This window comes from Idiomarina sp. D18, assembly GCF_057748155.1.
In genome coordinates this window covers 1,425,264-1,451,467 of record NZ_CM173240.1, presented here as the reverse complement: position 1 = coordinate 1,451,467, position 26,204 = coordinate 1,425,264, and the positions used below count along the sequence as shown (strand labels likewise).

Sequence of the window (26,204 nt, the reverse complement as noted above, 5' to 3'; positions counted from 1 at the left end):
ATGCGAAAATTGCCGCCGCTGAACGCGCTTAAATCTTTCGAAGCTGCAGCACGCCATTTGAGCTTTACTAAAGCAGCAGAAGAACTATTCGTAACCCAAGCCGCGGTGAGTCATCAAGTCAAAGCGCTGGAAGAATTTTTGCAAATTAAGTTGTTTATTCGGCGTAATCGGACACTATTACTGACCGAAGAAGGCCAGGCGTATTATCTGCAGTTAAGAGATATTTTTGCGCAACTAATACAGGCGACTGACAAGTTAAGACTGGTCTCTGAGAAGGGTGCCTTGACCGTCTCAGTGCCACCGAGCTTTGCTATTTTGTGGTTCGTGCCCCGCTTGAGCAGTTTTCGGGAGGCGCACCCGGATATGGATATTCGTATTAAGGCCGTGGATGAAATTACCGGCTCACTCACCGACGACGTCGATGTCGCCATTTATTATGGTGATGGACGCTGGCCAGGGGTAAAGAGTTACCGTTTGCACAAAGAGTATTTGTGGCCAGTGTGTTCACCTATTTTGGCTGAACGCATGAACGTCCAGACCCCGGCCGATTTGCTAAAGCATACGCTGTTGCATGATGAAACACGGAATGCCTGGAACGACTGGTTTGAAATGGTGGGCGAAAGAAAACCGATAAAAGATGGTGGGCCTGTATTTAGTCACTCAAGCCTCGCATTACAGGCAGCGGTGCATGGGCAGGGCATTGCCTTGGCGAATCACGTTTTGGCTAAACCAGAAATTGATAGCGGGCACTTGATACGTATTTTTCCTCAGGCGCTGCGCCGTAATAAGGCATTTTATCTTGTCTGCCGTGACAATCAGTCAGAAATCGGTAAGATCGCCACCTTTCGCAACTGGATCATGCAATTGGTGCACGAAGAAGAACGCGCCTTCGAGTTGAAATCAGAATGAAGCATCTAAAGGGAACGACCTATCAAGTCGTAGGTGAAAGCAACGCGCAACGTATCGTCTTTTTTCATGGCTCGGGGGGTGGCCCAGATACCCCTTTTATGGAGTTTTTTACCGACCAGTGGCAAGCACTCGGTTTTGAGATCGTACGCCCGGACTTTCCGTACTGGCAAAAAGTCCGAGCAACTGGAGTTAAGCGTCCGCCGGATAGGATGGAACGTCTAGTAGAGCAAATGCAGATGTGGTTATCTGCGTTGCAGCAAGACGGTAAACCTACTTGGTTTGCAGGGAAGTCACTGGGAAGTCGAGTCATGTTGCGACTGGCGGATGAATTTGAAGCGCAGGGTCAAATCGCGCTGGGATTTCCATTTAATCCACCGTCTAAACCCGAGCGCTCTCGCTTAGACGAGTTAGGGTATGCACGTAGTCCCGGATTAATTATCGAGGGGACGCGCGATCCATTTGCAAAACAGGTTCGCAATAGCGCGTTAATATTGCCGTCACATTGGCAGATTCAATGGCTTGAGGGCGGTGATCATGGGTTTGAACCGACGGCCGCTAAACGTCATTTACGTGAGCGCTTATGGCTTCAGGCGAGCCGACTTACTGAGGAGTTTTTAAAATGATGAGTCAGTTATTGATAATTATTGCAGCACTATATGGTGCGGTAGCGGTTGCACTCGGGGCATTCGCGGCACATGGGTTAAAGAGTCGATTGAGTGAACAGTTACTGACGGTATTTCAGACCGGTGTAACCTATCAGTTCTATCATACACTCGCGTTATTGCTGGCGGGGTTATGGCTTCGATTTGCCCCCTCACCATGGGTCGCTGCCGCGGGCATCTTCTGGGCGTTAGGTGTGGTATTATTCTCAGGTAGTTTATATGCGCTGGCGCTGACCAGCATCAAATGGTTTGGTCCGATAACACCGCTCGGTGGTTTGTTATTTATTTTGGGTTGGATTTGCTTATTAGTTGGAGCAGTTAAAGCATGAATGGATTGGTATTGCTGTGTCGTGCAGGTTTTGAAGGAGATTGTGCGGCAGAGATCCAAGAAAAAACAGCCGCACTCGGTGTATATGGGTACTGCCAAACACAGGCTGATCAAGCCTATGTAGTTTATCATTGCCAAGCAGAAGAAGCGGATCATTTAGCCAAAAAATTACCACTAAAGGAACTGATCTTCACCCGCACGTTTTTTGTTCTTTTAGCAAGTGCTCAGCTTGCAGGTATTGAGGATCGTGTCAGTGTCGTTAAAGAAGCGTTAGAACCTCATAAAGAGTGGTTTGGGCTTGCGGGGGCGTTACGTGTAGAAACACCTGATAGCAATGAAGCGAACGCGATCGCTAAGTTTTGTCGTAAGTTTGCTGTACCGTTACGCCAGGGCTTACGCGCTGTCGACTTGCTAAGCAAGAAGCCACTCGCGAAGCGTCCGTTTTTACACGTGTTTTTTGTTAATAAGGCGTACGCTTTATTGGGGTATTCCTACAGCTTCAATCAGAGTCCTTATGAAGAAGGGATTTTGCGTTTACGCATGCCATCCAATGGACCGAGTCGCTCTACGTTGAAGTTAGACGAAGCATTTCATGTTTTCGTGCCAGAAGAGGAACGTGAGCAGCGAATTCAAGCCGGTATGCGTGCAGTCGACCTCGGTGCCGCACCGGGCGGTTGGACATATCAACTGGTACGTCGTGGCATGATGGTACAAGCCGTCGATAATGGTCCAATGGCGGATAGCCTAATGGAGACCGGTCAGGTAGAGCACATTCGTGAAGACGGTTTTAAATATCGTCCCAAGCGTCGCAATGTCACTTGGCTCGTGTGCGATATGGTCGAAAAGCCTGCGCGGGTAGGTGAGCTAATGACAGCCTGGCTGTTAGAAGAATACTGCAAAGAAGCAATATTTAACTTAAAGCTACCGATGCGTCAACGCTACGCCTCTGTAAAGCAGTATTTGGAACAAATAACCGAGCAGCTGCAAGAGCAGGGCGAACGGAGCTTCGAAATTCAAGCCAAACATTTGTATCATGACAGAGAAGAAATCACGGTACACCTACGCTGGCTATAACCCAAGCTGAAAAAATAGATGTTTTACGCGTACGTCGCGCACATTGCGCGACGATGCACAAGACCCACCTGATGAGTGTATCGGGTCGTAGGCATCGCAGTAGGTCGCGCATTTTGCGCGACTTTGCGCTGGACGCGTCACCCATACGGGCATAGATAGTTTAAGCTATAACGGAGCGGGGCGTTTAACGCAATTAGGGGATACTGATATTTCAGTAACAGGAATGTCGGGTGCAGATCTGTCTAAAGCTGCTGTAAATTCAGGAACTGTTCATCTTGACCAAAAAAATGTTGGTCCGAAAACTCAGTTTTACAAACAGTGGGTAAGGAAGCCAAATCCATGATAAAAATCATTAATTTGATAGCCATTTCATTACTAGTTTTGGCAACTAGTTCATGTTCTTGGAAAGCTAATGGCATGACAAAAGTCGCTTTAATTACTGAAAAAAATATTTGTGAGCTTTATTTAGGGAAAAGTGAAAAACTATTCCAAGATTCTTTTGAAAAGCTAACTGTTTATACAGAAGATGGTGAAAGCTATAAATTTAGAGGCAAAGTATGTAACGGCACTACATTGGTTGAGTTTGAAACAAACAATTATGTTGTCAGTAAAATATCAATACTTGAACCTGACTTTTGTAATAACGGTGTATGTATTGGAATGTCGTTTGAAAAAGTCAAAAAGCTTTTACCAAGTGCTAAGCTGTTTTTTAGTGGTGAGGAAGGAGGTATCTTCTCACTTGAAGATTTGAATGGCATTCGATATGAGTTTGCAACTGATGGAATAAGTATTGACTGTTATGTTAATCAAGATAATTGCACAGATAAGATTCAAAAAGCACAATTAGAAGCCATTATTATTTGAATCGAGAGTGTTCAATATTCTGTGTCAGCCAAGTTTTCATAAATCTATATGGCCATCCAGTCGACCTTCAAAGTGGATGGTTAGCTGAGACAGTGTCAGATTCCAGTTCTGCACCGGGTGCGACCAGCGCTCAGTTGCTTTTAACATACCCGCGTACAGCAGCTTAAGCAAGCTACTCTCATTGCTAAAACCGCCTTTGGTTTTGGTTAGTTTTCGGAATTGGCGGTGTACGGCCTCAACGGCATTGGTTGTGTAGATAACGGTTCTAACATAATCCGGATTGGACTTCCCAGCTTTCACTAGACAGTCTGTATATTCTCAAAGTACGCTTTTTAAAACTTATCACTACGATGCACAAGACCCACTGATGAGAGTACCGGGTCGTAGGCATCGCAGTAGGTCGCGCATTTTGCGCGACTTTGCGCTGGACGCGTCACCCATACGGGCATAGATAGTTTAAGCTATAACGGAGCGGGGCGTTTAACGCAATTAGGGGATACGCAGTACCAGTACGATGCGCACGGTCATCGCCTCACTGTAGAGCAGGGTGGACAAAAACGGCTAACGGTATACAGTCGAGAGGGTGCGCTGTTAATGAGCGCGCAGAACGGACATAGTAGCTATAAGATAATCCTAGATGGTGAAACAGTGGCTCAGGTGGGAGATGATTTAAGTCCAGCCAGCCAACAAGGATACACGGGTCATGTTGGCGATAACACCGGGCTCGTTTATATGCAGGCACGATACTATGATCCGGTGATTGGGCGTTTCTATTCGAATGATCCTCTTGATGTTCTAGGGCATATTGGAAAAGGTAACCCCGTTCATGGGTTTAATCGATACACTTACGCAAACAATAACCCGTATAAATATACTGATCCGAATGGAGAGTTCCCATTTCTCCAAGTTGGAGCTGGTGTAATTGGATTTGCCATAGGTGCAATTTCAGAAGCAGTCACAAATGAAAATGCTTCTTTTGGTTCAGTACTGAAAGCCGGAGGAGTTGGCGCTGCGGTTGGTGTTGCTACTACGTTTGGTGGTGGCCTTTTAGGAACAATGGCTGTTGGTGCTGGTGCAAATGGACTCGGCGAAGTTGCAAACCAAGCGATGGATGGTGAGTTTAACACTGGGGATGTTATCAAAGCGGCGGCTATCGGGGCAGTTGGTGGAGCAGTTGCAAAGACAGCCGCAAAAGTTGCTGTCGCAGGTAGAGGGTTGCCCAATAACTCTGCTACACAGGCATCTAATAATATGACAGGAGCTAACTCCCAACGTATATTGGCTGATTCAAAGACGTTGAGTACAACACCGGGTAATCGGGCCGTTGCTGAGGTCAAACTTGGCGGGGCATACGGAACAGGAGCTGCCGCAGAAGCAGCACATCAAAAGATTCAGTGTAATGATGATTCTTGTTAAAGTTGAGAAATATGAAAATAGATGTTTCAGAGGGTAAATCAAAGAAAGCTAACAGATTGAGAGCAATGATTGGATATAGCAGCTTGATTATTGCTAGCTTAACTATTTACTTCTTGGGAAGTCTGGTCGTCGGCTTCTACGGTTTTGAACTTCAAACTCGTATACGAGACGTTGACCTGTCGAGCGCATCTTTAGTATTCATATCAATGTTACCAATTGTTGCTTTAGTAATTTGGGCAACTCTGGCAACTGTGCGTTGGATGTTTAAGATACTCAACATATAGAATATCGAGCTTTTGAATCCAAAGCTTCGCCCTCAGGGAGCGGGGCTTTGTTTTCTTGCTCTCATCAAGGAGAGTAGTCGCTGTTCAATATTCAGATGAGGCGGTGCAAGGTTTCGTATCAATGCCATACTTGGTGGCAAAAGCCATCAGTTTCTTATCGTAAAATTTGATATCCCGTTGGTAACGGCAGAAGAACTTTATTTCTGCATTTTCTTGGTCATAGATAGCCCGAATATCGTTTTCCCCGGCATCAATCGAGAAAGTTCCTAGACTTCCCAGCTTTCACTAGACAGTCTGTATATTCTCAAAGTACGCTTTTTAAAACCTATCACTACGATGCACAAGACCCACTGATGAGAGTACCGGGTCGTAGGCATCGCAGTAGGTCGCGCATTTTGCGCGACTTTGCGCTGGACGCGTCACCCATACGGGCATAGATAGTTTAAGCTATAACGGAGCGGGGCGTTTAACGCAATTAGGGGATACGCAGTACCAGTACGATGCGCACGGTCACCGCCTCACTGTAGAGCAGGGTGGACAAAAACGGCTAACGGTATACAGTCGAGAGGATGCGCTGTTAATGAGCGCGCAGAACGGACATAGTAGCTATAAGATAATCCTAGATGGTGAAACAGTGGCTCAGGTGGGAGATGATTAAGTCCAGCCAGCCAACAAGGATACACGGGTCATGTTGGCGATAACACCGGGCTCGTTTATATGCAGGCACGATACTATGATCCGGTGATTGGGCGGTTTTACAGCAATGATCCTGTTGGATTTACAGGTGAAATTGACACTTTCAATCGATATTCATATGTTGCTAACAACCCCTACAAATACACTGATCCAACAGGTGAGGAAAAACTATCCATTGGTGTAAGTGCCGAAATAGCGGTAATCGGGGGTGCTAAAGTTTCTCTGAAGACTTCGTTTGATGCTGAGACATTGGAGTTATCTGTAACTGTCTCTGGCGGACCTAGAATGGGATTAGCTGCTGGTGTGGTTTATGAAGGAGGGATTTCCGAAAGTTCTTCGTCTCCAGCAAGAAATGGGACGTCGTCTGATGTTAAGGTAAATGCAGGGGCAAGCGCTGTTATTGTTTCAGTATCTAAAGATGTGATGTCTCAAAACGCAGATGGATCTATTACGCCTTCGGGTGGAGAAGAAGCAAGTATTGGGGTAGATGCTGTGAAAATCAAACCATCAGTAAAAGTAGGCGCTACAGTTGGCGTTGAGTTTTCTGGTATAGCGACAACTTCAATTGTGAAAGATACTGTCGATGCTATAAAAGATGTGTTTTAAGATGAAAGAAAATGAGCTGAACATCAATAACCCTGATATTAAATATTCAACCGCAAGGTTAAAATTCTGGGGGGTACTGAGTACCTGCTGGATATTGATTTATCCAGTAACAGCGGTTACAGATCCGTTACTTAGCTGGGTGTTTTTTATTATTTATGCTATCGGATGTATTGGTATTTCATTAATCCGGTGTGAAAATTGTGGAGTTTTACTATACAGGTATAATTCTACATCGCATGGCATGCCTGATATTAGGACTCTAAAACCAGTGCCTAAATGTCCAAACTGCGGCATAAAAAGGCTTTAAGTAGTTATTCTTTATTTCTACGTACTCCCATTCAAAGGTTGGATGACTCAAAAAGACTACATTGGCCCTATTAATAAAAATAATCATGAAGAAAATATATTTTTTAATTTTAATGACACTGACCATTACTTATTCTCATTTATCTGTTTCAAGTGAGGATATATTAGAAAATGAGTCTGTGGCACTTGAGAGTTTGGCGTATCAACTTAGAATAGACCCTTGGTTTCTAAATAAATTGAAAGACACTAACTCAGGTGAATTGTTAAAAGTTTACAAAAGAATAATTAAAAAGTTCGAAAAAATAGGTAGTTTAGAAGACCTGTTAGTGCAAGTCGGCCACTATTGCCGTATTCAAGCTGGATACGGGGAATGCAATTTTAATGGGACTGGAAAATTCGGTGATTTTCTTTACATTTTGGAAGACGCTGTATGGAAAGCCAAAATGATTGTCGTAATTTCTCAGAGAAGCCCGGAAAGAACAAGAGTGTTTCAGTGGGGTAGTAATGAACCAGTATCCCTATTATATGATTCATTTAATGAAAAAAATAATATTTGCAAAATTTCTGCTGATATTTCTCCTTTAAGATTAGTGAAATCATTAAAATATGACGATATGCGATTGATTATTTTAGATGAAGATAATGCTGCTATAGAACCTAAAAGGATATTTCAACTCGATATTACGGACTCACAATGCGCTATTAAAAATCTGAAATAATGTTTTGAATCCAATGTCCCGCTCTTCGATGGTGGGGCTTTTTTTAGCCTTTGAATGCTGGTTGGGGGTGTTACCAAAGCTGGGGAACTGGCTTCGTAGCATTGAATCGAACCCTAAAGCTTCGTCCTCTCGGGGCCTTGTTTTTGGTGCTTAATTGGAGAGGCATCGAGAACTAGACTATACTTCTAACACATTGGATTAACGTAAATTTTTTTACTATGCACTATGGATCGTACTGTCGATTAATGTATATGCAGGCACGATACTATGATCCGGTGATTGGGCGGTTTTATTCGAATGATCCTGTTGGTTTTTATGGTGAAGTTGACAGTTTTAATAGATACTCTTACGTTGGAAATAATCCGTATAAATATACCGATCCAACAGGAATGACTAAGGAATCTTCATATGATAAGTGTGAAAATGATCCAAATTGTACAAATGTAATACCAAAGCAAACGGAAAACAAAACATGGGATAAACATACTAATGATAGAATTTTAACGAGAGTGTTCAATATTCTGTGTCAGCCAAGTTTTCATAAATCTATGTGGCCATCCAGTCGACCTTCAAAGTGGATGGTTAGCTGAGACAGTGTCAGATTCCAGTTCTGCACCGGGTGCGACCAGCGCTCAGTTGCTTTTAACATACCCGCGTACAGCAGCTTAAGCAAGCTACCTTCATTGCTAAAACCGCCTTTGGTTTTGGTCAGTTTTCTGAACTGGCGGTGTACCGCCTCAACGGCATTGGTTGTGTAGATGACGGTCCGCACATAGTCGGGGTATTTAAAATACGCTGAGAGTGTCGCCCACTTATTGCGCCAGGATTGAATAACGATGGGATATTTATCGCCCCATTTGGTTTCTAAATCATCCAGCGCGCTTTCGGCAGCGGATAGCGTCGCGGCTTTATACACGCATTTTAAATCGGCCATGAAGGCTTTCTGATTTTTGCTGGCCACGTACTTCAGCGAATTACGAATTTGGTGAATGATGCAGTGTTGCACCTCGGTTTTCGGGTAGATGCTTTCTATGGCTTCAGGGAAGCCTTTTAAGCCGTCTACGCAGGCAATCAGAATATCCTGAACGCCTCGATTATGGAGATCGGTCAACACACTCAGCCAGTGATGAGCGCCTTCTGACTCGGATAAATAAAGCCCCAGAAGCTCTTTTTTACCGTCAATATTGAGGCCTAGAATGGTATAAACAGCTTTGCTGATAAAACGCCCATTCTCTTTGATTTTATAGTGAATGGCATCGAGCCATACAATGGGGTAAACCGCTTCTAAAGGCCGTTCACGCCATGCCTGAAGCTCCGGCAGAAGCTTATCCGTGACGGCATTAATGGTGCCGTTTGAGACATGAATGCCGTACAGATCTTCAATGTGCATGCGAATGTCTTGATAGCTGGTTCCAAGCGAAAACAATGCAATAATTTTACGCTCCAGCTCATCGGTTAAATGCGTCTGATGTTTTTTAACCAGTTGCGGCTCAAACGAGCCGGCTCTGTCGCGGGGCGTATCTAATTCAAAGCTGCCGGCAGGACTCTTGACTGTTTTTGACGTCGAACCGTTCTTGCGGTTAGATTGCTCTTTATCACTGAGATGCTCTTCAAGCTCAGCCTGCATCGCGGCTTCGGTGAGTTGTTTAATAAGCGGTGTCAGGATGCCGTCTTTGCCGGTGAGGTCTTTGCCTTCACGCAACTGCTTTAAAGCGGCATCCATGTCGAAATTGTTTTTGGTCATATGTCATCTCTTTTTTGCTTAGTTTAACGAAATGACACAGAATTCTGAACACTACCATTTTAACTTTACATCCTAAAGTTCAAGGTGCAGCTACAGATTTTATTAATGACGTTGAATCAAAAGAAAATATAAAATTTGAGAATTACTCAAGCATTAAGGTCAATCAAAAAACAAGATGCTTTATATGCACAGGGTAGAACTACTAAAGGTCCTATTGTTACCAATGCAAAAGGTAGCGAAAGCTATCACAACTATGGGCTTGCGATCGATGTAGTGGAGATAAAAGGAAATGTTGCGGTATGGAACACAAATTGGGATGCTGTTTCAAAGGTTGGTATTAGTCATGGATTTACATGGGGAGGAAATTGGACAACGCCAGATAAGCCACACTTTCAAATGACTTTCGGTTTAACTATTAAACAATTACAGCAAGGGAGTAAGCCATGAAAATAATTAATATGGCGAAAGTGATATTGATTGCAATTATACATGCTTATCCTAGTTTGGCATTTGCAGAAGATTCTAATGACGCATGCAAGTATAGTGCTTTAGAAAACCTAGAAAAAGTTGAACTGTCGAGTTTAAACAAAACAAAGTTAGAACTTTTAGATTCGTCCACAGAAGGTGCGGAAATTTATGTTTATAAAAATTCAAATAATGAAATTATTTCAATAGCTTCGCATTTTTATGGAGAAACAGGGAATACAGAAATAAGGTATTACTTTAAAGAGAATAGGTTGAACTCATATTTTGTTAAACTAATTGATTCATATTATACAGCTCCAATTTATGATACGAACTCTCGAGTAGCATCCAAAATAATTAATAGCTTTGTTGTTTGTAATGAGCATTTGCCGAATTACCCCAATAGTGATGAGCTAAATAAAGTTTATAGTAGAGCGGTTAACTCATTGAAAAAAATAGTGAAAAATATTCAATAATATTTTTTGAACCGGTAGTGTTCAGAATTCTGTGTCATTTCGTTAAACTAAGCAAAAAAGAGATGACATATGACCAAAAACAATTTCGACATGGATGCCGCTTTAAAGCAGTTGCGTGAAGGCAAAGACCTCACCGGCAAAGACGGCATCCTGACACCGCTTATTAAACAACTCACCGAAGCCGCGATGCAGGCTGAGCTTGAAGAGCATCTCAGTGATAAAGAGCAATCTAACCGCAAGAACGGTTCGACGTCAAAAACAGTCAAGAGTCCTGCCGGCAGCTTTGAATTAGATACGCCCCGCGACAGAGCCGGCTCGTTTGAGCCGCAACTGGTTAAAAAACATCAGACGCATTTAACCGATGAGCTGGAGCGTAAAATTATTGCATTGTTTTCGCTTGGAACCAGCTATCAAGACATTCGCATGCACATTGAAGATCTGTACGGCATTCATGTCTCAAACGGCACCATTAATGCCGTCACGGATAAGCTTCTGCCGGAGCTTCAGGCATGGCGTGAACGGCCTTTAGAAGCGGTTTACCCCATTGTATGGCTCGATGCCATTCACTATAAAATCAAAGAGAATGGGCGTTTTATCAGCAAAGCTGTTTATACCATTCTAGGCCTCAATATTGACGGTAAAAAAGAGCTTCTGGGGCTTTATTTATCCGAGTCAGAAGGCGCTCATCACTGGCTGAGTGTGTTGACCGATCTCCATAATCGAGGCGTTCAGGATATTCTGATTGCCTGCGTAGACGGCTTAAAAGGCTTCCCTGAAGCCATAGAAAGCATCTACCCGAAAACCGAGGTGCAACACTGCATCATTCACCAAATTCGTAATTCGCTGAAGTACGTGGCCAGCAAAAATCAGAAAGCCTTCATGGCCGATTTAAAATGCGTGTATAAAGCCGCGACGCTATCCGCTGCCGAAAGCGCGCTGGATGATTTAGAAACCAAATGGGGCGATAAATATCCCATCGTTATTCAATCCTGGCGCAATAAGTGGGCGACACTCTCAGCGTATTTTAAATACCCCGACTATGTGCGGACCGTCATCTACACAACCAATGCCGTTGAGGCGGTACACCGCCAGTTCAGAAAACTGACCAAAACCAAAGGCGGTTTTAGCAATGAAGGTAGCTTGCTTAAGCTGCTGTACGCGGGTATGTTAAAAGCAACTGAGCGCTGGTCGCACCCGGTGCAGAACTGGAATCTGACACTGTCTCAGCTAACCATCCACTTTGAAGGTCGACTGGATGGCCACATAGATTTATGAAAACTTGGCTGACACAGAATATTGAACACTCTCTTTGAACCCAAAGCCTCGCCCTCGCAGGGCTTTTTTCTTTGCTTACATCAAGACAAGTAGTAGCTGTTCAATATTCAGATGAGGCGGTGCAAGGTTTCGTATCAATGCCATGCTTGGTGGCAAAATCCATCAGTTTCTTATCGTAAAAGTTCATATCCCGTTGGTAACGGCAGAAGAACTTTATTTCTGCATTTTCTTGGTCATAGATAGCCCTAATATCGTTTTCCCCGGCATCAATCGAGAAAGTTCCTAGACTTCCCAGCTTTCACTAGACAGTCTGTATATTCTCAAAGTACGCTTTTTAAAACCTATCACTACGATGCACAAGCCCACCTGATGAGTGTATCGGGTCGTAGGCATCGCAGTAGCGCTGGACGCGTCACCCATACGGGCATAGATAGTTTAAGCTATAACGGAGCGGGGCGTTTAACGCAATTAGGGGATACGCAGTACCAGTACGATGCGCACGGTCATCGCCTCACTGTAGAGCAGGGTGGACAAAAACGGCTAACGGTATACAGTCGAGAGGGTGCGCTGTTAATGAGCGCGCAGAACGGACATAGTAGCTATAAGATAATCCTAGATGGTGAAACAGTGGCTCAGGTGGGAGATGATTTAAGTCCAGCCAGCGAACAAGGGTACACGGGTCATGTTGGCGATAACACCGGGCTCGTTTATATGCAGGCACGATACTATGATCCAGTGATTGGGCGGTTTTATTCGAATGATCCTGCCGATGTTATGGAGCATATTGCTCGTGGAAATCCCATACATGGATTCAATAGATACACCTATGCGAACAATAACCCTTATAAGCATGTTGATCCTGACGGTGAGTTTGGACTACTAGGTGCCGCTGTAGGAGCAACTGGTAGGCTAGCTGGTGCCGCTGTGGCTAAAATTGGTTTGACTGGCGCGGAAGCTGCTGCAACCGTTCTTATCCCTTCTTCTGGTGTTGCTGCGGTTGGTGGGGCGGTTACTCAAATGGTTGAAAATACTGCAAATGGAGATCCACTTAATAAGGGGGTTGCACTTTCTGCTGGTGCAGCGGCAACAGGAACTATTGTGGGTGGCGTAACAGGCGATAAAATAGTTGGCGCTCTTACTAAGTCTCCAGTAATGAGAGAGGCTGGTAAATTAGCTGGTGGTAAAGCTACCGGTGAAGCAATAGCAACAGCTACACAGGAAGGTATAGCTCAGGGAATAACCAATAGTTGTACTGGTGAAATTTGTGAATAAATTTTTTAAAATTTTTGGAACAGGAATAAAAAATGCCACTATAGTATTTGCGTCGTTTTTTATTCCTATTTTCATTCTTGTGGCTCTTACTAGCGAGCAAGGAATTAGCTTACTATGGAGTTTAGATAATTACATTAGAGCCTTATCACACCCATTAATAATTGGTTTATATGTTATGCTCATCTTACTGTCTACAGTTAACAGTTACAAAAAGCTGGAACAATAACTAATAGTGGGTATTGATGATAAAAATAGCAGGACTTATCGGCCTGCTTGATATTACAACTAATCGCTTTACCAACGTATAAGGTAATGTGGGGAGATGATCCTCCCACGATAAGTAAAATAAATGAGAGAGGAAAAATGGATTCTGGCGTTTTAAGTGGGATCATTGGTGGTGTTATTGCAGTAGTTATTTGCAGTATTGTTTCTGCAAAGGTTAGTAATAACTCTAAGAATGGGCAGCTTAAATTTGGACTAATTGTTTCTGGATTGTTTTGGTCGTGTCTTTCTATTATTCTTGTATGCTCGTATGTCGTGTTATTTACGTCAATTAATCAAGAGAGAGATTTCTTACCATTACTAAGCTTGATCGCAGGTTTCGGTATAGCTGCTATTTATTCATTTGGTGAAGCATATAAAGTTCGTGGAAAATTTGATTCTGAAGGCATTGAATTTCACACTCCTTGGACTGGTAGTAAAAATGAAAAGTGGTCTGACTTAGAATCAGTCAAATTCAATGGTGCTGCAAATTGGTACACGTTTACTTTTAATAGTGGCTCTAAAGTTAGGCTGTCAGTATTGCTTACTGGTCATGGTCTAGTTTTAGCTCATGTAAAATCCTTAGGCTATTCTATAAAATAAATTGAGCGTCAACTTTAAATCGTATCACATCGCCTCGCCCTCGCGGGGCTTTTTTTGGGCGCTCAATGCAGTAGGCTTCAATAATCAAGCTATACTGCTAACGCACTGTATTAGTTTAATTTTATTGATGTTTTACTATGGCTCGTAGTGTCGATTAATGTATATGCAGGCACGATATTATGATCCAGTGATTGGGCGGTTTTATTCGAATGATCCTGTTGGGTTTACTGGCGAAGTAGATACTTTTAATCGTTACGCATATGCTGCAAATAATCCATATAAATATGTTGATCCAAATGGAGAAGAAAAGTTAAACCCAAACATTGGGGCGCAATTTGCTCGGGATGGCGGTGTTAGAGTAGGTCTTGGTATATCTATCGATTTTACTTATGGAGAAATATCAGTTTTAGGCACAGGTGGGGTTCGTGGAGGAGCAACCGCTGGTATAAAAGGTGGGATTACTATTAGTGATAGTAAAAAATTAGGGAATTCTGCTTCTTTAAAAGGTTCTGTAAATGCGGATGTTGGCTTAGTTGCAGCTCAAGGAAAGATTGATTTGGTCGCTGGAGCGGTATCGACGGAAACTACAGGGGTACAAAATATCTCTAATGGAGGCGAATTAACTCCTCTAGTTGGATTTAAAGACGGTAACGGCGGTACAGGGTTGGTTGTAAACGCAAAATCTGGCTAATGAATTTAAGGAGGTAGTTGACAAATGTATGAGTTCTGGATGTTAGTTAAAGCGTCAAGTATTGAGAGTTTATTATTGTGGAAGTAAATTCTGAATTAATTGTTTTAATATTTAATTTAACTCTATTTGGGGGAGTATGCTTAGTTTTTCCAAGGTTTGTTGGGAATATGATAAGTTGGCTTATTATTCATTCTGCCAAATTTACAGGAAGTAAAAGTTCAGATAAGCCACAAATTAAAAATTCAGTGGTAGTGGTTTTAGGGCTGATAAATCTACTTATTGGAATGTTGATTTTTCTAAGTGCTAAATGATTATTTCATTTGAATCCAAAGTCTCGCCCGTCGATGGTGGGGCTTTTTTGGGTCTTGGAATGCTGGTGAGGGTTGTTACCAAAGAAGACAAATCTCTTCAGCGAACTCACCATCTTTCCACTGGCCGAGAGACTTTTTACCATCTGGTGTGAATCGTTCAAGGTATTCAGGGAATAGATGATTCTTGCCATACAACGTCTGCCCCTGAGCCAGCAACTCACGGCTTAATTTCCCAGATTGGCTATCACGCTCAACCTCATCCGATAGGGCTAGTACATCAAGTTGGTTGGTCACAATACCGTTTCCCCAAAGTTAAGGCTAAGCTATCTCGACTGACTGGTAGCAGCAATGCCATGCTTGGTGGCAAAAGCAATCAGTTTCTTATCGTAAAAGTTCATATCCCGTTGGTAACGGCAGAAGAACTTTAATTCCACATTTGCTGCATCATAGATAGCCCGAATATCGTTTTCCCCGGCATCAATCGAGAAAGTTCCTGGACTTCCCAGCTTTCACTAGACAGTCTGTATATTCTCAAAGTACGCTTTTTAAAACCTATCACTACGATGCACAAGACCCACTGGTGAGTGTACTGGGTCGTACGCATCGCAGTAGGTAGCGCATTTTGCGCGACTTTGCGCTGGACGCGTCACCCATACGGGCATAGATAGTTTAAGCTATAACGGAGCGGGCCGTTTAACGCAATTAGGGGATACGCAGTACCAGTACGATGCGCACGGTCATCGCCTCACTGTAGAGCAGGGTGGACAAAAACGGCTAACGGTATACAGTCGAGAGGGTGCGCTGTTAATGAGCGCGCAGAACGGACATAGTAGCTATAAGATAATCCTAGATGGTGAAACAGTGGCTCAGGTGGGAGATGATTTAAGTCCAGCCAGCCAACAAGGATACACGGGTCATGTTGGCGATAACACCGGGCTCGTTTATATGCAGGCACGATACTATGATCCAGTCATAGGCCGTTTCTATTCGAATGATCCGGTGGGCTGGACTCCTAAAAACCCTGTCATGTCGTTTAACCGCTACTTATATGTTAATAACAACCCGTATAAGTACACAGATCCGAATGGCGAGTTTCTTAATTTCGCAGTGAAGTTTGTAGCAGATGTCGCTCTTGGCGCTGCATTAAACTACGCAGAAACAGGCTCTGTAAATCTAGGAGGTGCTGTAGTAGATGCCGCAGCAGGCGCTCTAAACCCCGCTAAGACTGTTCAGAAAGCTAAGCGGCTAGCTAAGGTGATTAAAGGCGGTTGTAGTTTTACACCTGAGACTATGATTTTGACTAAAGATGGCTATAAAAGCATTATTGAAGTCAACGTGGGTGATATTGTCCTATCCAAGAATGATGAAACAGGTGAAGTTTCATGGAGGAAAGTCACTGATACATTCAAAGACTGGCATAAAGAAACCATTACTTTTACAGTTGTAGATGAGAATGGCGTAGAAGAGTCGATTACCACGACAGCAGAACATCCTTTTTATGTAGATAATCAAGGTTGGTTGCCCGCTGGAGATGTAACAGAAGGTACTGTGATATCTGGCCCCAAAGCCGATAACAATATCAGTATTGTCAACATTCAGGTCAATAAAGAGCCTCAATACGCATACAACTTCACCGTTGATACAGACCACACATACTTTGTTGGCAAAACTAATATGTGGGTACACAATGCGTGTAACAAAAGCGGCAAGTTAGTTACAGGTAAAACTCAACCGAAAGTTGGCGATCAAATTGATACTGGTGAATATTCTAATAGGGTGAAAGTGAGTGGTGATAATCCTAAAATGGTTCACCCCAAAACAGGCAATTACCTTCAAAAAGATAGAGCTAAAAATAGTGGTGCTGGAACTCATGGCACTTCTGAGAACAAATTGTTCAATAAAAAAGGCGACCGTATTGGTACTGTTGACAAAGACGGAAATATTACACGAGATTAAATTATGGAATTATTTATATCAGATGAAGCACGTCAAAAGTGTTTCCAGCTAGACTCTATAGTGCCATTAGAGCTAGAGCTGATTAACAAACTTGAAGAAGATCAATTAGATTCGGGTCGGGAAAATTACGAATTCAAGTATTTGTCTTGTTTTCCTAAGTGGTTAGGTGAAGATGAAACCCATTTATTGGATACGTATTTCAATAAAGTAAATCAAGATAAATTAAATCCTGAAATGGATGAAAAATATGAAAAGCCGTTTATTGATTTCTTCAAAAAACAATATAATGAAGGAGACTTGTACGTAGTATTTTCTAAAGCTGACCAAAATCTTTGTTTTAGACCCAAAGGGGAATCTGAATTTTTGACATATGTGACCTCAGGGTTGCGAGAAATTCAGCTTTATTCTCTATATGATATTAAAAGCAAAACATATTTTATTTTTCTTCGGGATTTAACTTTACTGGTCGCGACTTTAAAATCAAGTTCACTTGATCTTAATGATATTCCGCTTCATATACTGGAATAGCAAATTACTATTTTGAATCCAAAGCCTCGCACTCGCGGGGCTTTTTCTTGTCGAGCATAAATGGGCTTTATTTTTGGCAGCTTTTGAAGCCAAAGGGATTAAGAAATACTATCGAAATTTGATCCAGTATGGGGCTGGACTATCTTGCGAATAATTTTTGTCAAAGCCTTTTCAATGCATAATCTTGCTTTTGTCGTAAGTCTTAAAATGTTTATATTTCGAAATATCTAATATTTACATCAATTAATTGAGGATAATAATTTGATTAAAAATTTTTTACAGTGTAATCCCCCCATTTTAAGCAGCAGTTATTCGTAGAATTAGTGAACCGCTTGCGTTAAATATTTAGGCGGGATGCCGCCAATGGCCGTATTCGGCCTCTCGTTGTTATAAATCCAAAGCCACTCAGTAGCAAGTTTTTGTGCCTGTTCAACGCTCTCGAACAGGTGTACATCCAGCCATTCATGACGAACTGTTCGGTTAAAACGTTCGATGTAAGCATTCTGAGTTGGCTTGCCGGGCTGGATATAAAGCAGCGTTATTTTCTGCTTTTCAGCCCAACTTGTTAACTCGGCCGAGATGTACTCTGGACCGTTGTCACACCGAACTGCTGCGGGTTTGCCGCGCCATTCGATGACTTGCTCTAGCGCTCGAATGACTCTCGCACTCGGCAATGATAAATCCGCTTCAATGGTTAAGCCTTCGCGATTGTAATCGTCGATCACATTAAATGTTCGTAATGAACGACCATCAGCTAAGCTGTCTGACATAAAATCCATCGACCAGACCTGATTTTTGGCTGTTGGTACGCTCAATGCGTCTGGTTTATCCCGTTTAATGCGTCGTTTCGGTTTTATCCGTAAGTTAAGCTCAAGCTCCCGATAAATGCGGTATACCCGTTTATGATTCCACGGAAAACGCTTCACGTTGCGCAGGTGATAAAAGCATAAGCCAAATCCCCAGCGCTTCTGAGCCTCTGTCAGGCGCAGCAGCCAGTCAGCGATAACAGCGTTCTCATCGCTGAATTTGCACTGATAATAATAGCAGCTTTCGCTAATTCCCAGGCAAATGCAGGCTAAGCGAATACTGATACCATGGCGTTCAATGGCGGCACGCGCCATCTCTTTACGTTGAGATGGCTTTACAGCTTTCCCTCAAGGGCTTCCTTGCGGATCTCGGCTTTAATGCGCTCTTCGGCGTACATTTTCTTGAGGCGTTTATTTTCATCCTCAAGCTCTTTGAGGCGCTTCATCATGGATGCGTCCATGCCGCCAAACTTGGCTCGCCACTTATAAAACTGAGCTGAGCTCATACCGTGTTCACGGCAAAGATCTGGAACGGCCACACCGTTCTCGTTCTGCTTCAATATCGCCAGGATCTGACTGTCTGTGTATCGTGATTTGCGCATAGAAAACTCCTTTGCTTTAGTTTAGCGGAATTTTCTACTAATAACTGCTCCGATTTTCTGGGGGGATTACAAACTGAACCTGCGACGCAAAGGCAAATAGCGACTGCCCAACCGTAACCCAGAGCCGTTAGCTGCACCGAATGCATTGGGTAAGTCTTGGTCAATGGACTTTATGAGTGACAGCTTGCACAACAAAGTCAGGCTTCGCACATTTAACGTTATTGACGACTTTAATCGCGAAGTTTTAGGTATTGATATTGCAACCAGCATGCCGTCATTGCGCGTCATACGCTATCTTGACCAACTTGCTGAGTGGCACGGTTACCCCGAGAAAATTCGGGTAGATAATGGCAGCGAATTCACCTCGGACGTGTTTGTAAATTGGGCAAAAGCGCATGACATTATGATTGATTACATTAAACCCGGTTGCCCATATCAAAACGCCTATATTGAACGATTTAACCGAACTTATCGCGACGATGTACTCGACTGCTACATCTTCAACAACCTGAACGAAGTGAAGCAAATAACCGAAGACTGGATTGAATTATATAACAACGAACGACCGCACGATTCACTCAATGATATGAAACCGTTTGAGTACCGAAATGCGGCATAAATATTCTACGAGATGACTGTGTTATAAATGGGGTATTTACATGTATGACTATCAAAAATAGAGAAACTTTAAATTTTTATACTGAAGCTCCTGCGCGATTAGTGATTTTCTCGTTTTTTTCTGCCGGGCTATATAACATGTACTATTTTTACAAAAATTTTTTGAAAAATAGTGACGCCTCATCACAATTGGTACTAGTTGCAAAATCAATCTTGTATCCGTTTTTCTGTTTTGGCTTGTTAAAAAAAGCGAGTAAAAATACTGGAGATGATTCCAAATCTAGCGTAAAAGTTGTGCTTTTGTGGGGCGCGCTTTTCATTTTTGTTTATGCAGGTGGATTGTTGCAAGGGGATTTAAAATATCTAGCTTTCGCTACATTTATACCCCTACTTGGTATCAACTCCCTATTTAAGCGTGCAAACTCGCGGATATAAATAAATCGTTTTGAACCCAAAGCCTCGCCCTCGCAGGGCTTTTTTCTTTGCTTACATCAAGACAAGTAGTAGCTGTTCAATATTCAGATGAGACGGTGCAGGGTCAGGGCATCAATAATTGGTGGCGAGGGTGAGTAAATACACCATCGCCACCGTAAAAATTAGTGAGAACGTAACTGTAAATTCACTCGTGACTGATTGGATAATCTAGTCGCGTGTAGATAACCGATACCTGCTCCGGACTCCAGTCCATCTCTAGATAAGCCCTATGATGTTTCGCTTATTCTCGTAAACTCTTTTGAGCTTTGGCTTGGGCGTAATGTTCTGCTATTTACACGAAGCCTTTTTCAGCTATCGACTTATAAAGATGGAATGCTATTTTTTCAATTCTAAATTAGACAATGAAAATTAGCTCTGTTTATAAACGCTCAATGATGGCGTCTGTAAAGTCAGTAGTGCCATGACTACCACCTAAATCGCGCGTTGTACGATCACCTGATTCGATAACCTCAGCTAAAGCACGAGTAATTTTCTCTGCTGGCTCAGGCATTTCTAAATACTCAAGCATTTGCACAGCGGCTAAAATGACCGAGCTTGGGTTGGCTAAATTTTTACCTGCGATATCCGGTGCTGAACCGTGTACAGCCTCGAAAATTGCACAATCTTTGCCTATGTTTGCACCAGGCGCCATACCAAGACCGCCAACCAGGCCTGCACAAAGGTCAGATAGAATATCGCCGAATAAGTTGGTGGTGACTAATACGTCGAAGTCTTCTGGGTTCATCACCAAGCGCATGCATGCTGCATCAACAATCATCTCGGCTGATTCAATGTCGGGGTATTCATCAGCGATTTCGCGGGCGACTTTTAGGAACAGTCCAGAGGTTGATTTAAGGATATTTGCCTTGTGTACCGCTGTCACTTTCTTACGGCCTTCGCGGCGAGCAAGGTCATAGGCAAAACGCACGATACGTTCAGCTCCAGCGCGTGTGATTTTGCTCATTGCTTCCGCTTCTGAACCATCTTCACTGACTTTCTGACCCAGACCTGAGTACATACCCTCGGTATTCTCTCGCACCGTGATAATATCGATATTGTCATAACGTGCTTGAGTACCTTTGAATGACTTCACTGGGCGTAAATTCGCGTACAGACCAAAGCGTTTACGCAAACTGACGTTAATTGAAGTAAAGCCTTCTCCAACCGGAGTTGTTAATGGGCCTTTTAAGGTAACGCCGTTCTTGGCTATGGCGTCCAATGTAGCTTGTGGCAACAACTCACCCGTTTTCTCGAGCGCTGTGAGACCTGCGTCGACAAATTCGTAGTCGAATTCACAGCCCGCTTTTTCTAGAATAGCGAGGGCCGATTTGACGATATCGGGACCAATACCATCGCCTGGGATCACTGTGATTTTTCTGCTCATATTCGTTCCTTATGCCTAGCTACTACATTAAATTAGGAGTTTGCGGATTCCGAAAGTCTAGCACTACAACCGCCGATGGACTAGCGTGGATATTATTCGCTTGGGTGATTGTAATCATTCACTGCGCAAATGTGTGTGTTTAATGGCGTATAACTATGACAAAACGATATGGCATCGTTTTTGATACGCAATAACTGCGTCGCATCTAAATTGAGGCGTTCGCAAAGTTTGGGCAGTAACGCGAGCCAGCGTTTAGGCGTTTGTTTTTCTCCTGCATAAAGCTGTTGTAAAAGGATGCAGCCGAGCAAGAAAACTGTTTGTTGTTTATTCGTCACTTCATGTTGAACCCTGATTAGGTGATTTACTTGTTCAGGTAGCCGCCAGCGATGAATTAGAATGGAGCTATATTTTTGCCTTTCAATTTCTACAACTGCGCCAATAATAGAGAATATACTGAGCGGTGTATCATCGGGTACAGTGGGCCATCGAATGGCACTGGCAAGCGTAGGATGATGTATTAGGTCAGTTGCAATAATCTGCGCGATTAGCTTCTCTCGTACAGGCCATTTAATTTGAGCAGTTTGATTAAGTCGCCGCCAGAGTTCAATAAGTAAGGACAGTCGCTGCATCAGGCTCTCATGCAGCGGAATACGATGGCGGTCAAGGTGTTGCTGCAAACTGGCGGACGCCAGCACACGAGACGCCCGTTGCGCGCCAAGATAGAGGTACGCGTGTTTTGTTGATTTAAACGGGGCTACCTGCGCATGCTCACGCGCAGCTTGATGGAGCGCCTTTCTAAGACCCGGCTGTTGTTCAATTGCTGCGATGATTGGAGTTAATGAATCTGTTCCATCCGCAAATCGCTTGATTGCTTTAAGCAGTGTCTTGGGCGGTTTGACTGAGTTATTCAGATACGCTGGCGTCGCTCTCTTGTGCTGTAAAGCCGGTTCGAGGTGTTCGTTGGTTAGCTTTTCTACCCTGTACGGTCGACTTAGTTCAGCGTAGGGCCAATACTCTAGGTGATGTTCGCCGATTAAAAGTTGGTTTAGGGTTCCTTTGCCGTCTAAGGCGAGTTGGTATCGCGCCAGGTGCAACGACCAATCGACTAAATAGTACGCATAGTGGTGACGTCGTTCTTTTTTATGAAGACATGCATGTAAAACTTCAGATTTTAGACGATTCGTATTGCTTAAGTGGGTCGGCAAAGTACGAATTAATACTGCAGTCATTAATAGTCTTCGGAAAGGTGTAGCTAAACCTAGCTCATAACTCAACTTGAATACATTGATTGCGCTTTGCAGCGCAAGCGTGTGTGGCAGGTTTTGCGCTCGATGACCCAGTGCCCAGTGAGCAAAATAGTCAGGCCACTGATATTCACTTATCTCGTATTCAAGCTTCTTGGTTTGTGCGTATATTTCAACGGCAGTGGAGTGTACTAGTGCAGAGCGAAACGACGTTAAAAATTCATCTAAACGATTCATTGAGTGCCTTTATAGCTATCGTATGCGCCACTCCCCCAAGCCGTTAGTTGGTTATTTTCAAATAATAACGCAGTACACTCGTCCTTGGTTGTGATACCGTCGGAAGTCACATGATGTGTGCGATAAAATAGCACGTGGAGATCACCGCGTGAGGTTTCCTTTGCTTCATTTATATCAGGCGATCCGAGCATACGGATCACCTGATCCTTTGACATACCGAGTTCGAGCTGACCGATTTGCATTGCGTTGTAGGTTTCGCGCTCCTGCCACTTCATATCCGCTGGATCTGCTTGGTAAAATACTTTTACCAGTCCTAGAATGGCGATGTAGCCGACAATACCTACAAACAATACTAAGCCAAGCTTGCGCATTCGATTAGTCCGTAATGACTTTATAGCACGGGTTGTATACTGAACCCGGCAGTTTCATGCGGCCTTGTTCAACAAACGCTCGTAATAGCTCATCAAGTCGCTTCATTAGACTTTGCTCACCATGAATCGTAAATACACCGTTTTTGCGTATCTGACGAATACCTTCATCTTTCACATTACCTGCCACGATTGCTGAGAATGCGCGACGTAAGTCCGCGGCTAAACGTTCTTTGGGTTGATCTGGATGAAGGTTGAGCGCAGCTACATTTTCATGGGTTGGACTGAAGGGACGCTGGAACTCTTCATTAATCTTTAATGTCCAGTTGAAGTAGTAAGCATCACCCGAGTCACGTCGATATTGTTTCACCGCTGCCATACCCGCATGCATGTGTTGAGCTACGGCTGCCGGATCATCAATGATTATTTTGTATAACTGGCGGGCTTCATCACCGATAGTCGCACCAATGAATTCATCTAAAGCTTCAAAATAGTCACGCGATGATGCAGGACCGGTTAAAATGACAGGTAAGCTTTGGCGCTGATTATCAGGGTGCATCAAAATTCCCAATAAATAAAGTAGCTCCTCAGCAGTTCCTGCACCACCTGGGAATATGACAATTCCGTGTGCGCACCGCACAAACGCCTCAAGACGTTTTTCAATGTCAGGTAAAATCACCAACTCGTTGACAATTGGATTAGGTGGCTCAGCAGCAATAATGCCTGGCTCTGTTAAGCCCAAATAGCGACCACCTTCAACACGCTGTTTTGCATGACCAATTGTTGCGCCTTTCATCGGACCTTTCATGGCTCCTGGCCCACAGCCAGTGCAGATATTGAGTCCACGCAAACCGATATGATAGCCGACATCTTTCGTGTATTTATACTCAATCTCATTAATTGAGTGTCCGCCCCAACAAACCACCATATTGGGCTCTTCTTGAGGGCGTAATGTACGTGCATTTCGTAAAATATCAAAAACAACGTGAGTCAAGGTCGCGCTGTCAGCGTGCTCTAAGTCAGTTTCTGAATAACGCTCACCCGTAAACAAGATGTCACGCAAGACTGATTCAAGTAGCTCTCGGATGCCGACAATAACCTCACCATCTACGAAGGCTTCTTCAGGTGGTTCGATAAGCTCGAGTTTGATCCCGCGCTCACGGCGAATGATATTGACTTCAAAGTCTTTATAACTGTCGTAGATATCCGCTGAGCTGTCGGTGTGGCTACCTGCGTTAAGAACTGCTAAGCAGCAGTTACGAAAGAGCTTATAAAGTTGACTATTTGATGATGCTTTTAATCGTTCGATTTCTAATTGTGATAGCAGGGACATGCTTCCCTGAGGTGAAATACTTGCTTTCATTACTTATTTCTTACTCCTAAACAGTGTTCCTCAATTCGATACAGCGCTTGCTAATACAATTTTATTTCTGCCTGTCTTCTTGGCTTCGTACAGTGCGTTATCAGCTGTTTCGAATAGTGAGGTTAACGATTGGTTGACCTGCTGTAACTCAGCAATACCAACCGATACGGTAATCCTAATATCTTCTGATCTAAATTTGAATGGGATATTACGGATACGTTCACACGCCTTTTCTAAGCGTGCTTGAGCATCTGCGATCGGTGTGTTGGGGAACAGTACGACAAACTCCTCTCCACCATATCGACAGACAAAATCTGATTCATTAACTGCCTTTCTTAACATACTTGCAATGACTTGTAACGTTTTATCGCCCGCGCTGTGACCGAAATTGTCGTTGATACGCTTAAAAAAGTCGATATCTAAGACGGCGATGCTGACAGGTTCTTTCGTTCGTTTGAAGCGTTGTTCTTCGACCCGCATACGTTCTTCGAGTGCGGCACGGTTAGGTAGCTTCGTTAGACTGTCTTGTAAGCTTTTAAATTTTTGCTCAGCCAACTTTTGTTTGTAATGATGCACCTGTTGTTCAAAATGTGTCAGTTTGCTGTTCAGTTTTGCCGTGGTGCGCTCGAAGTGCTGTCGCTCATGCTCTTCTAGTGCCAATTTTTCTTTCAATGTTTCATTTAACTGACACAGGTGGCTTGCTACTTCTTGCTTAAGTGTCTCTAAATGTTGTGCACTCTGCACCGATGCATTTAATCGATCAACGTTAGATTGGAGTTGTTCATTGAGGCTTGAATTTTCACTCTCATAATGACCTCGCTCATTTACACTTTGATTGAGTGTGCCTTGAACAACACCTAGGGTTTGCGAAATCTCTAACAGAAAATTCTGCGCCGATTGGCGCTCGAGACTGACGCCATCAATGATGGTTTCTAGTAAATTGACTAACACTGAGAGTAATTCGGTGTTGTCGAGTTTCCCTTTAAGTTTTCTCGCGATTAAGTTGAGCTGTTGCTCTGTCGAGCCATTAAACTCCAATTGCGTGATAAGCTTAAGCACTATTTTTTGATGCGCTTGGCTTTGCTGTTCTGGTGCACTTACGATGTCACTGCCAAGCCGCTGACAATAGTTGAGCAGTGTAATCATCAACGGCATATAATGCATGATTGAGACGTGTTGTGATTGACTCAATTCAATGATGCGTTGTAACTCCGAACGCGCGCTCTTTGATAGGTTGGGTTGCTTGAGTAACCAGTTGAGTGTTGCAAAGGTGACTTCGTGAGCATCTTTTAGGTTGCGCTGAACTTGGTTGGCAACAGATTGGATATGAGCTTCTGACTCTGTCATAACAGGTTTCAAAAGTTCCATTCCACTGTTTCTTTGTAATAAACCGCGCAGCTTGGTTAACGCGTTATCAAGATTTTGGTCTAAGCCTCCGCAAGCATATGAAAGCTGCGTTAGCATGTTGGAAAAATGAGTCCAGTCGTGTTGGTATTCGTCCTCGAGCTGTTTTCGCGACTGAATCGTTTGGTTGAGTCGCTTTTCTAATATAGCTAGTTTTTCTTCGGTCGAATTCGATTGATTCAAAACTCAGTCTCACAGCGTTTTCTTATGTTCATGCTCATAGTGTATACCATTCAATTATAAATGTTCGATGAAAGC

The 26,204-nt window shown here is 43.3% G+C and carries 27 protein-coding genes and 2 pseudogenes; 20 read left to right on the top strand and 9 right to left on the bottom strand.

All coding sequences use genetic code 11. From position 1 onward, the window contains the following. The 5 genes from AC3AP5_RS07030 (at position 1) to AC3AP5_RS07010 (ending at position 3,837) form a co-directional block, all read left to right on the top strand. Positions 1 to 909: a transcriptional regulator GcvA gene (locus tag AC3AP5_RS07030; RefSeq protein ID WP_006955278.1), complete on the top strand. Its 909-nt coding sequence runs from the start codon at positions 1 to 3 to the stop codon at positions 907 to 909. Beyond that, complete coding sequence (locus AC3AP5_RS07025) at positions 906 to 1,532, top strand: alpha/beta family hydrolase (RefSeq protein ID WP_006955279.1); 627 nt, start codon at positions 906 to 908, stop codon at positions 1,530 to 1,532. The genes AC3AP5_RS07030 and AC3AP5_RS07025 overlap by 4 nt, the downstream gene beginning before the upstream one ends. Next, positions 1,529 to 1,900 carry a DUF423 domain-containing protein gene (locus AC3AP5_RS07020; protein WP_006955280.1) on the top strand — a complete coding sequence of 124 codons (372 nt, stop codon included), beginning with the start codon at positions 1,529 to 1,531 and terminating at the stop codon, positions 1,898 to 1,900. The genes AC3AP5_RS07025 and AC3AP5_RS07020 overlap by 4 nt, the downstream gene beginning before the upstream one ends. Then, positions 1,897 to 2,973 carry a 23S rRNA (cytidine(2498)-2'-O)-methyltransferase RlmM gene (gene rlmM / locus AC3AP5_RS07015; RefSeq protein WP_487326383.1) on the top strand — a complete coding sequence of 359 codons (1,077 nt, stop codon included), beginning with the start codon at positions 1,897 to 1,899 and terminating at the stop codon, positions 2,971 to 2,973. Before AC3AP5_RS07020 ends, rlmM begins: the two co-directional genes overlap by 4 nt. Positions 2,974 to 3,312: 339 nt before the next feature. After that, positions 3,313 to 3,837 (top strand): hypothetical protein, encoded by a 525-nt coding sequence (locus tag AC3AP5_RS07010; protein WP_487326382.1) that lies wholly within the window; start codon positions 3,313 to 3,315, stop codon positions 3,835 to 3,837. A gap of 36 nt (positions 3,838 to 3,873) precedes the next feature. On the opposite strand, the pseudogene AC3AP5_RS07005 reads toward AC3AP5_RS07010, so the two are convergent. Then, positions 3,874 to 4,116, bottom strand: a pseudogene (locus AC3AP5_RS07005) (transposase); the annotation flags it as partial. 315 nt (positions 4,117 to 4,431) lie between these two features. On the opposite strand from AC3AP5_RS07005, the gene AC3AP5_RS07000 reads away from it, so the two are divergent. The 4 genes and pseudogenes from AC3AP5_RS07000 (at position 4,432) to AC3AP5_RS06985 (ending at position 8,454) form a co-directional block, all read left to right on the top strand. Then, positions 4,432 to 5,253, top strand: a complete 822-nt coding sequence (locus AC3AP5_RS07000; protein ID WP_487326381.1) for an RHS repeat-associated core domain-containing protein — start codon at positions 4,432 to 4,434, stop codon at positions 5,251 to 5,253. Positions 5,254 to 6,218: 965 nt separating this feature from the next. Then, positions 6,219 to 6,839, top strand: a pseudogene (locus AC3AP5_RS06995) (RHS repeat-associated core domain-containing protein); the annotation flags it as partial. A 392-nt stretch (positions 6,840 to 7,231) separates the two neighbouring features. After that, a complete protein-coding gene (locus AC3AP5_RS06990; protein ID WP_487326380.1) occupies positions 7,232 to 7,864 on the top strand; it encodes a hypothetical protein in 633 nt (210 codons plus the stop codon). A gap of 218 nt (positions 7,865 to 8,082) precedes the next feature. Continuing rightward, positions 8,083 to 8,454 carry an RHS repeat-associated core domain-containing protein gene (locus tag AC3AP5_RS06985; protein ID WP_487326379.1) on the top strand — a complete coding sequence of 124 codons (372 nt, stop codon included), beginning with the start codon at positions 8,083 to 8,085 and terminating at the stop codon, positions 8,452 to 8,454. Here the strand turns inward: AC3AP5_RS06985 and AC3AP5_RS06980 are convergent. Continuing rightward, positions 8,403 to 9,608: an IS256 family transposase gene (locus AC3AP5_RS06980; RefSeq protein ID WP_487326376.1), complete on the bottom strand. Its 1,206-nt coding sequence runs from the start codon at positions 9,606 to 9,608 to the stop codon at positions 8,403 to 8,405. The two genes, AC3AP5_RS06985 and AC3AP5_RS06980, sit on opposite strands and share 52 nt — an antisense overlap. Positions 9,609 to 9,743: 135 nt before the next feature. Between AC3AP5_RS06980 and AC3AP5_RS06975 the strand changes: the two genes are divergently transcribed. The 7 genes from AC3AP5_RS06975 to AC3AP5_RS06945 all read left to right on the top strand — a co-directional run bounded on the left by AC3AP5_RS06975 (position 9,744) and on the right by AC3AP5_RS06945 (position 14,651). Beyond that, positions 9,744 to 10,055, top strand: a complete 312-nt coding sequence (locus tag AC3AP5_RS06975) for a M15 family metallopeptidase (RefSeq protein ID WP_487326378.1) — start codon at positions 9,744 to 9,746, stop codon at positions 10,053 to 10,055. Then, a complete protein-coding gene (locus tag AC3AP5_RS06970) occupies positions 10,052 to 10,549 on the top strand; it encodes a hypothetical protein (protein WP_487326377.1) in 498 nt (165 codons plus the stop codon). The genes AC3AP5_RS06975 and AC3AP5_RS06970 overlap by 4 nt, the downstream gene beginning before the upstream one ends. A 69-nt stretch (positions 10,550 to 10,618) precedes the next feature. Continuing rightward, complete coding sequence (locus AC3AP5_RS06965; protein WP_487326376.1) at positions 10,619 to 11,824, top strand: IS256 family transposase; 1,206 nt, start codon at positions 10,619 to 10,621, stop codon at positions 11,822 to 11,824. A 369-nt stretch (positions 11,825 to 12,193) separates the two neighbouring features. Beyond that, positions 12,194 to 13,096: an RHS repeat-associated core domain-containing protein gene (locus AC3AP5_RS06960; protein WP_487326375.1), complete on the top strand. Its 903-nt coding sequence runs from the start codon at positions 12,194 to 12,196 to the stop codon at positions 13,094 to 13,096. After that, positions 13,089 to 13,322 (top strand): hypothetical protein, encoded by a 234-nt coding sequence (locus AC3AP5_RS06955; protein WP_487326374.1) that lies wholly within the window; start codon positions 13,089 to 13,091, stop codon positions 13,320 to 13,322. Before AC3AP5_RS06960 ends, AC3AP5_RS06955 begins: the two co-directional genes overlap by 8 nt. A gap of 86 nt (positions 13,323 to 13,408) precedes the next feature. Continuing rightward, a complete protein-coding gene (locus AC3AP5_RS06950; protein ID WP_487326373.1) occupies positions 13,409 to 13,960 on the top strand; it encodes a hypothetical protein in 552 nt (183 codons plus the stop codon). Positions 13,961 to 14,117: 157 nt separating this feature from the next. Beyond that, positions 14,118 to 14,651, top strand: a complete 534-nt coding sequence (locus tag AC3AP5_RS06945; RefSeq protein WP_487326372.1) for an RHS repeat-associated core domain-containing protein — start codon at positions 14,118 to 14,120, stop codon at positions 14,649 to 14,651. Positions 14,652 to 15,037: 386 nt separating this feature from the next. On the opposite strand, the gene AC3AP5_RS06940 is transcribed toward AC3AP5_RS06945, so the two are convergent. After that, positions 15,038 to 15,256, bottom strand: a complete 219-nt coding sequence (locus AC3AP5_RS06940) for a hypothetical protein (protein WP_487326370.1) — start codon at positions 15,254 to 15,256, stop codon at positions 15,038 to 15,040. 513 nt (positions 15,257 to 15,769) lie between these two features. Here AC3AP5_RS06940 and AC3AP5_RS06935 point away from each other — a divergent pair. Together AC3AP5_RS06935 and AC3AP5_RS06930 are read left to right on the top strand one after the other, a co-directional pair. Then, the gene (locus tag AC3AP5_RS06935) at positions 15,770 to 16,918 is read left to right on the top strand and encodes a polymorphic toxin-type HINT domain-containing protein (protein ID WP_487326369.1); all 1,149 of its coding nucleotides are present in this window, start codon (positions 15,770 to 15,772) and stop codon (positions 16,916 to 16,918) included. Positions 16,919 to 16,921: 3 nt separating this feature from the next. Next, the gene (locus tag AC3AP5_RS06930) at positions 16,922 to 17,446 is read left to right on the top strand and encodes a hypothetical protein (RefSeq protein WP_487326368.1); all 525 of its coding nucleotides are present in this window, start codon (positions 16,922 to 16,924) and stop codon (positions 17,444 to 17,446) included. Between the two features lie 320 nt (positions 17,447 to 17,766). Here the strand turns inward: AC3AP5_RS06930 and AC3AP5_RS06925 are convergent. Beyond that, a protein-coding gene (locus tag AC3AP5_RS06925; RefSeq protein WP_487326367.1) for an IS3 family transposase occupies positions 17,767 to 18,854 on the bottom strand; the annotation gives its coding sequence in 2 pieces (ribosomal slippage) (positions 17,767 to 18,593 and positions 18,593 to 18,854; 1,089 coding nt in all). A gap of 145 nt (positions 18,855 to 18,999) precedes the next feature. On the opposite strand from AC3AP5_RS06925, the gene AC3AP5_RS06920 reads away from it, so the two are divergent. Together AC3AP5_RS06920 and AC3AP5_RS06915 are read left to right on the top strand one after the other, a co-directional pair. After that, on the top strand, positions 19,000 to 19,473 hold the full coding sequence (locus tag AC3AP5_RS06920) for an IS3 family transposase (protein WP_487326366.1): 474 nt from the start codon (positions 19,000 to 19,002) through the stop codon (positions 19,471 to 19,473). A 44-nt stretch (positions 19,474 to 19,517) separates the two neighbouring features. Next, on the top strand, positions 19,518 to 19,907 hold the full coding sequence (locus AC3AP5_RS06915; protein ID WP_487326365.1) for a hypothetical protein: 390 nt from the start codon (positions 19,518 to 19,520) through the stop codon (positions 19,905 to 19,907). 418 nt (positions 19,908 to 20,325) lie between these two features. On the opposite strand, the gene AC3AP5_RS06910 is transcribed toward AC3AP5_RS06915, so the two are convergent. The 5 genes from AC3AP5_RS06910 to AC3AP5_RS06890 all read right to left on the bottom strand — a co-directional run bounded on the left by AC3AP5_RS06910 (position 20,326) and on the right by AC3AP5_RS06890 (position 26,129). Further along, entirely contained in the window at positions 20,326 to 21,330 is a 1,005-nt protein-coding gene (locus AC3AP5_RS06910) for an isocitrate dehydrogenase (RefSeq protein ID WP_006955288.1), read from the bottom strand. 92 nt (positions 21,331 to 21,422) lie between these two features. Continuing rightward, positions 21,423 to 22,811 (bottom strand): hypothetical protein, encoded by a 1,389-nt coding sequence (locus tag AC3AP5_RS06905; RefSeq protein ID WP_487326364.1) that lies wholly within the window; start codon positions 22,809 to 22,811, stop codon positions 21,423 to 21,425. Then, complete coding sequence (locus AC3AP5_RS06900) at positions 22,808 to 23,182, bottom strand: DUF3192 domain-containing protein (RefSeq protein WP_272977916.1); 375 nt, start codon at positions 23,180 to 23,182, stop codon at positions 22,808 to 22,810. Before AC3AP5_RS06900 ends, AC3AP5_RS06905 begins: the two co-directional genes overlap by 4 nt. Before the next feature lie 4 nt (positions 23,183 to 23,186). Next, the gene (gene ppnN / locus AC3AP5_RS06895) at positions 23,187 to 24,542 is read right to left on the bottom strand and encodes a nucleotide 5'-monophosphate nucleosidase PpnN (RefSeq protein ID WP_006955291.1); all 1,356 of its coding nucleotides are present in this window, start codon (positions 24,540 to 24,542) and stop codon (positions 23,187 to 23,189) included. 30 nt (positions 24,543 to 24,572) lie between these two features. Further along, positions 24,573 to 26,129, bottom strand: a complete 1,557-nt coding sequence (locus tag AC3AP5_RS06890; RefSeq protein WP_272977915.1) for a GGDEF domain-containing protein — start codon at positions 26,127 to 26,129, stop codon at positions 24,573 to 24,575. Positions 26,130 to 26,204: the final 75 nt, after the last annotated feature.

Excerpts from the sequence above, each read along its gene's own strand:
- ppnN (WP_006955291.1), bottom strand. The coding sequence starts at position 24,542 with ATGAAAGCAAGTATTTCACCTCAGGGAAGCATGTCCCTGCTATCACAA.
- AC3AP5_RS06965 (WP_487326376.1), top strand. The coding sequence starts at position 10,619 with ATGACCAAAAACAATTTCGACATGGATGCCGCTTTAAAGCAGTTGCGT.
- AC3AP5_RS06935 (WP_487326369.1), top strand. The coding sequence starts at position 15,770 with ATGAGCGCGCAGAACGGACATAGTAGCTATAAGATAATCCTAGATGGT.
- AC3AP5_RS07020 (WP_006955280.1), top strand. The coding sequence starts at position 1,529 with ATGATGAGTCAGTTATTGATAATTATTGCAGCACTATATGGTGCGGTA.
- AC3AP5_RS07030 (WP_006955278.1), top strand. The coding sequence starts at position 1 with ATGCGAAAATTGCCGCCGCTGAACGCGCTTAAATCTTTCGAAGCTGCA.
- AC3AP5_RS06910 (WP_006955288.1), bottom strand. The coding sequence starts at position 21,330 with ATGAGCAGAAAAATCACAGTGATCCCAGGCGATGGTATTGGTCCCGAT.
- AC3AP5_RS06970 (WP_487326377.1), top strand. The coding sequence starts at position 10,052 with ATGAAAATAATTAATATGGCGAAAGTGATATTGATTGCAATTATACAT.
- AC3AP5_RS06930 (WP_487326368.1), top strand. The coding sequence starts at position 16,922 with ATGGAATTATTTATATCAGATGAAGCACGTCAAAAGTGTTTCCAGCTA.
- AC3AP5_RS06905 (WP_487326364.1), bottom strand. The coding sequence starts at position 22,811 with ATGAATCGTTTAGATGAATTTTTAACGTCGTTTCGCTCTGCACTAGTA.
- AC3AP5_RS07025 (WP_006955279.1), top strand. The coding sequence starts at position 906 with ATGAAGCATCTAAAGGGAACGACCTATCAAGTCGTAGGTGAAAGCAAC.
- AC3AP5_RS07010 (WP_487326382.1), top strand. The coding sequence starts at position 3,313 with ATGATAAAAATCATTAATTTGATAGCCATTTCATTACTAGTTTTGGCA.
- AC3AP5_RS06945 (WP_487326372.1), top strand. The coding sequence starts at position 14,118 with ATGTATATGCAGGCACGATATTATGATCCAGTGATTGGGCGGTTTTAT.
- AC3AP5_RS06950 (WP_487326373.1), top strand. The coding sequence starts at position 13,409 with ATGTGGGGAGATGATCCTCCCACGATAAGTAAAATAAATGAGAGAGGA.
- rlmM (WP_487326383.1), top strand. The coding sequence starts at position 1,897 with ATGAATGGATTGGTATTGCTGTGTCGTGCAGGTTTTGAAGGAGATTGT.
- AC3AP5_RS06960 (WP_487326375.1), top strand. The coding sequence starts at position 12,194 with ATGAGTGTATCGGGTCGTAGGCATCGCAGTAGCGCTGGACGCGTCACC.
- AC3AP5_RS07000 (WP_487326381.1), top strand. The coding sequence starts at position 4,432 with ATGAGCGCGCAGAACGGACATAGTAGCTATAAGATAATCCTAGATGGT.
- AC3AP5_RS06900 (WP_272977916.1), bottom strand. The coding sequence starts at position 23,182 with ATGCGCAAGCTTGGCTTAGTATTGTTTGTAGGTATTGTCGGCTACATC.
- AC3AP5_RS06980 (WP_487326376.1), bottom strand. The coding sequence starts at position 9,608 with ATGACCAAAAACAATTTCGACATGGATGCCGCTTTAAAGCAGTTGCGT.
- AC3AP5_RS06990 (WP_487326380.1), top strand. The coding sequence starts at position 7,232 with ATGAAGAAAATATATTTTTTAATTTTAATGACACTGACCATTACTTAT.
- AC3AP5_RS06915 (WP_487326365.1), top strand. The coding sequence starts at position 19,518 with ATGACTATCAAAAATAGAGAAACTTTAAATTTTTATACTGAAGCTCCT.
- AC3AP5_RS06985 (WP_487326379.1), top strand. The coding sequence starts at position 8,083 with ATGCACTATGGATCGTACTGTCGATTAATGTATATGCAGGCACGATAC.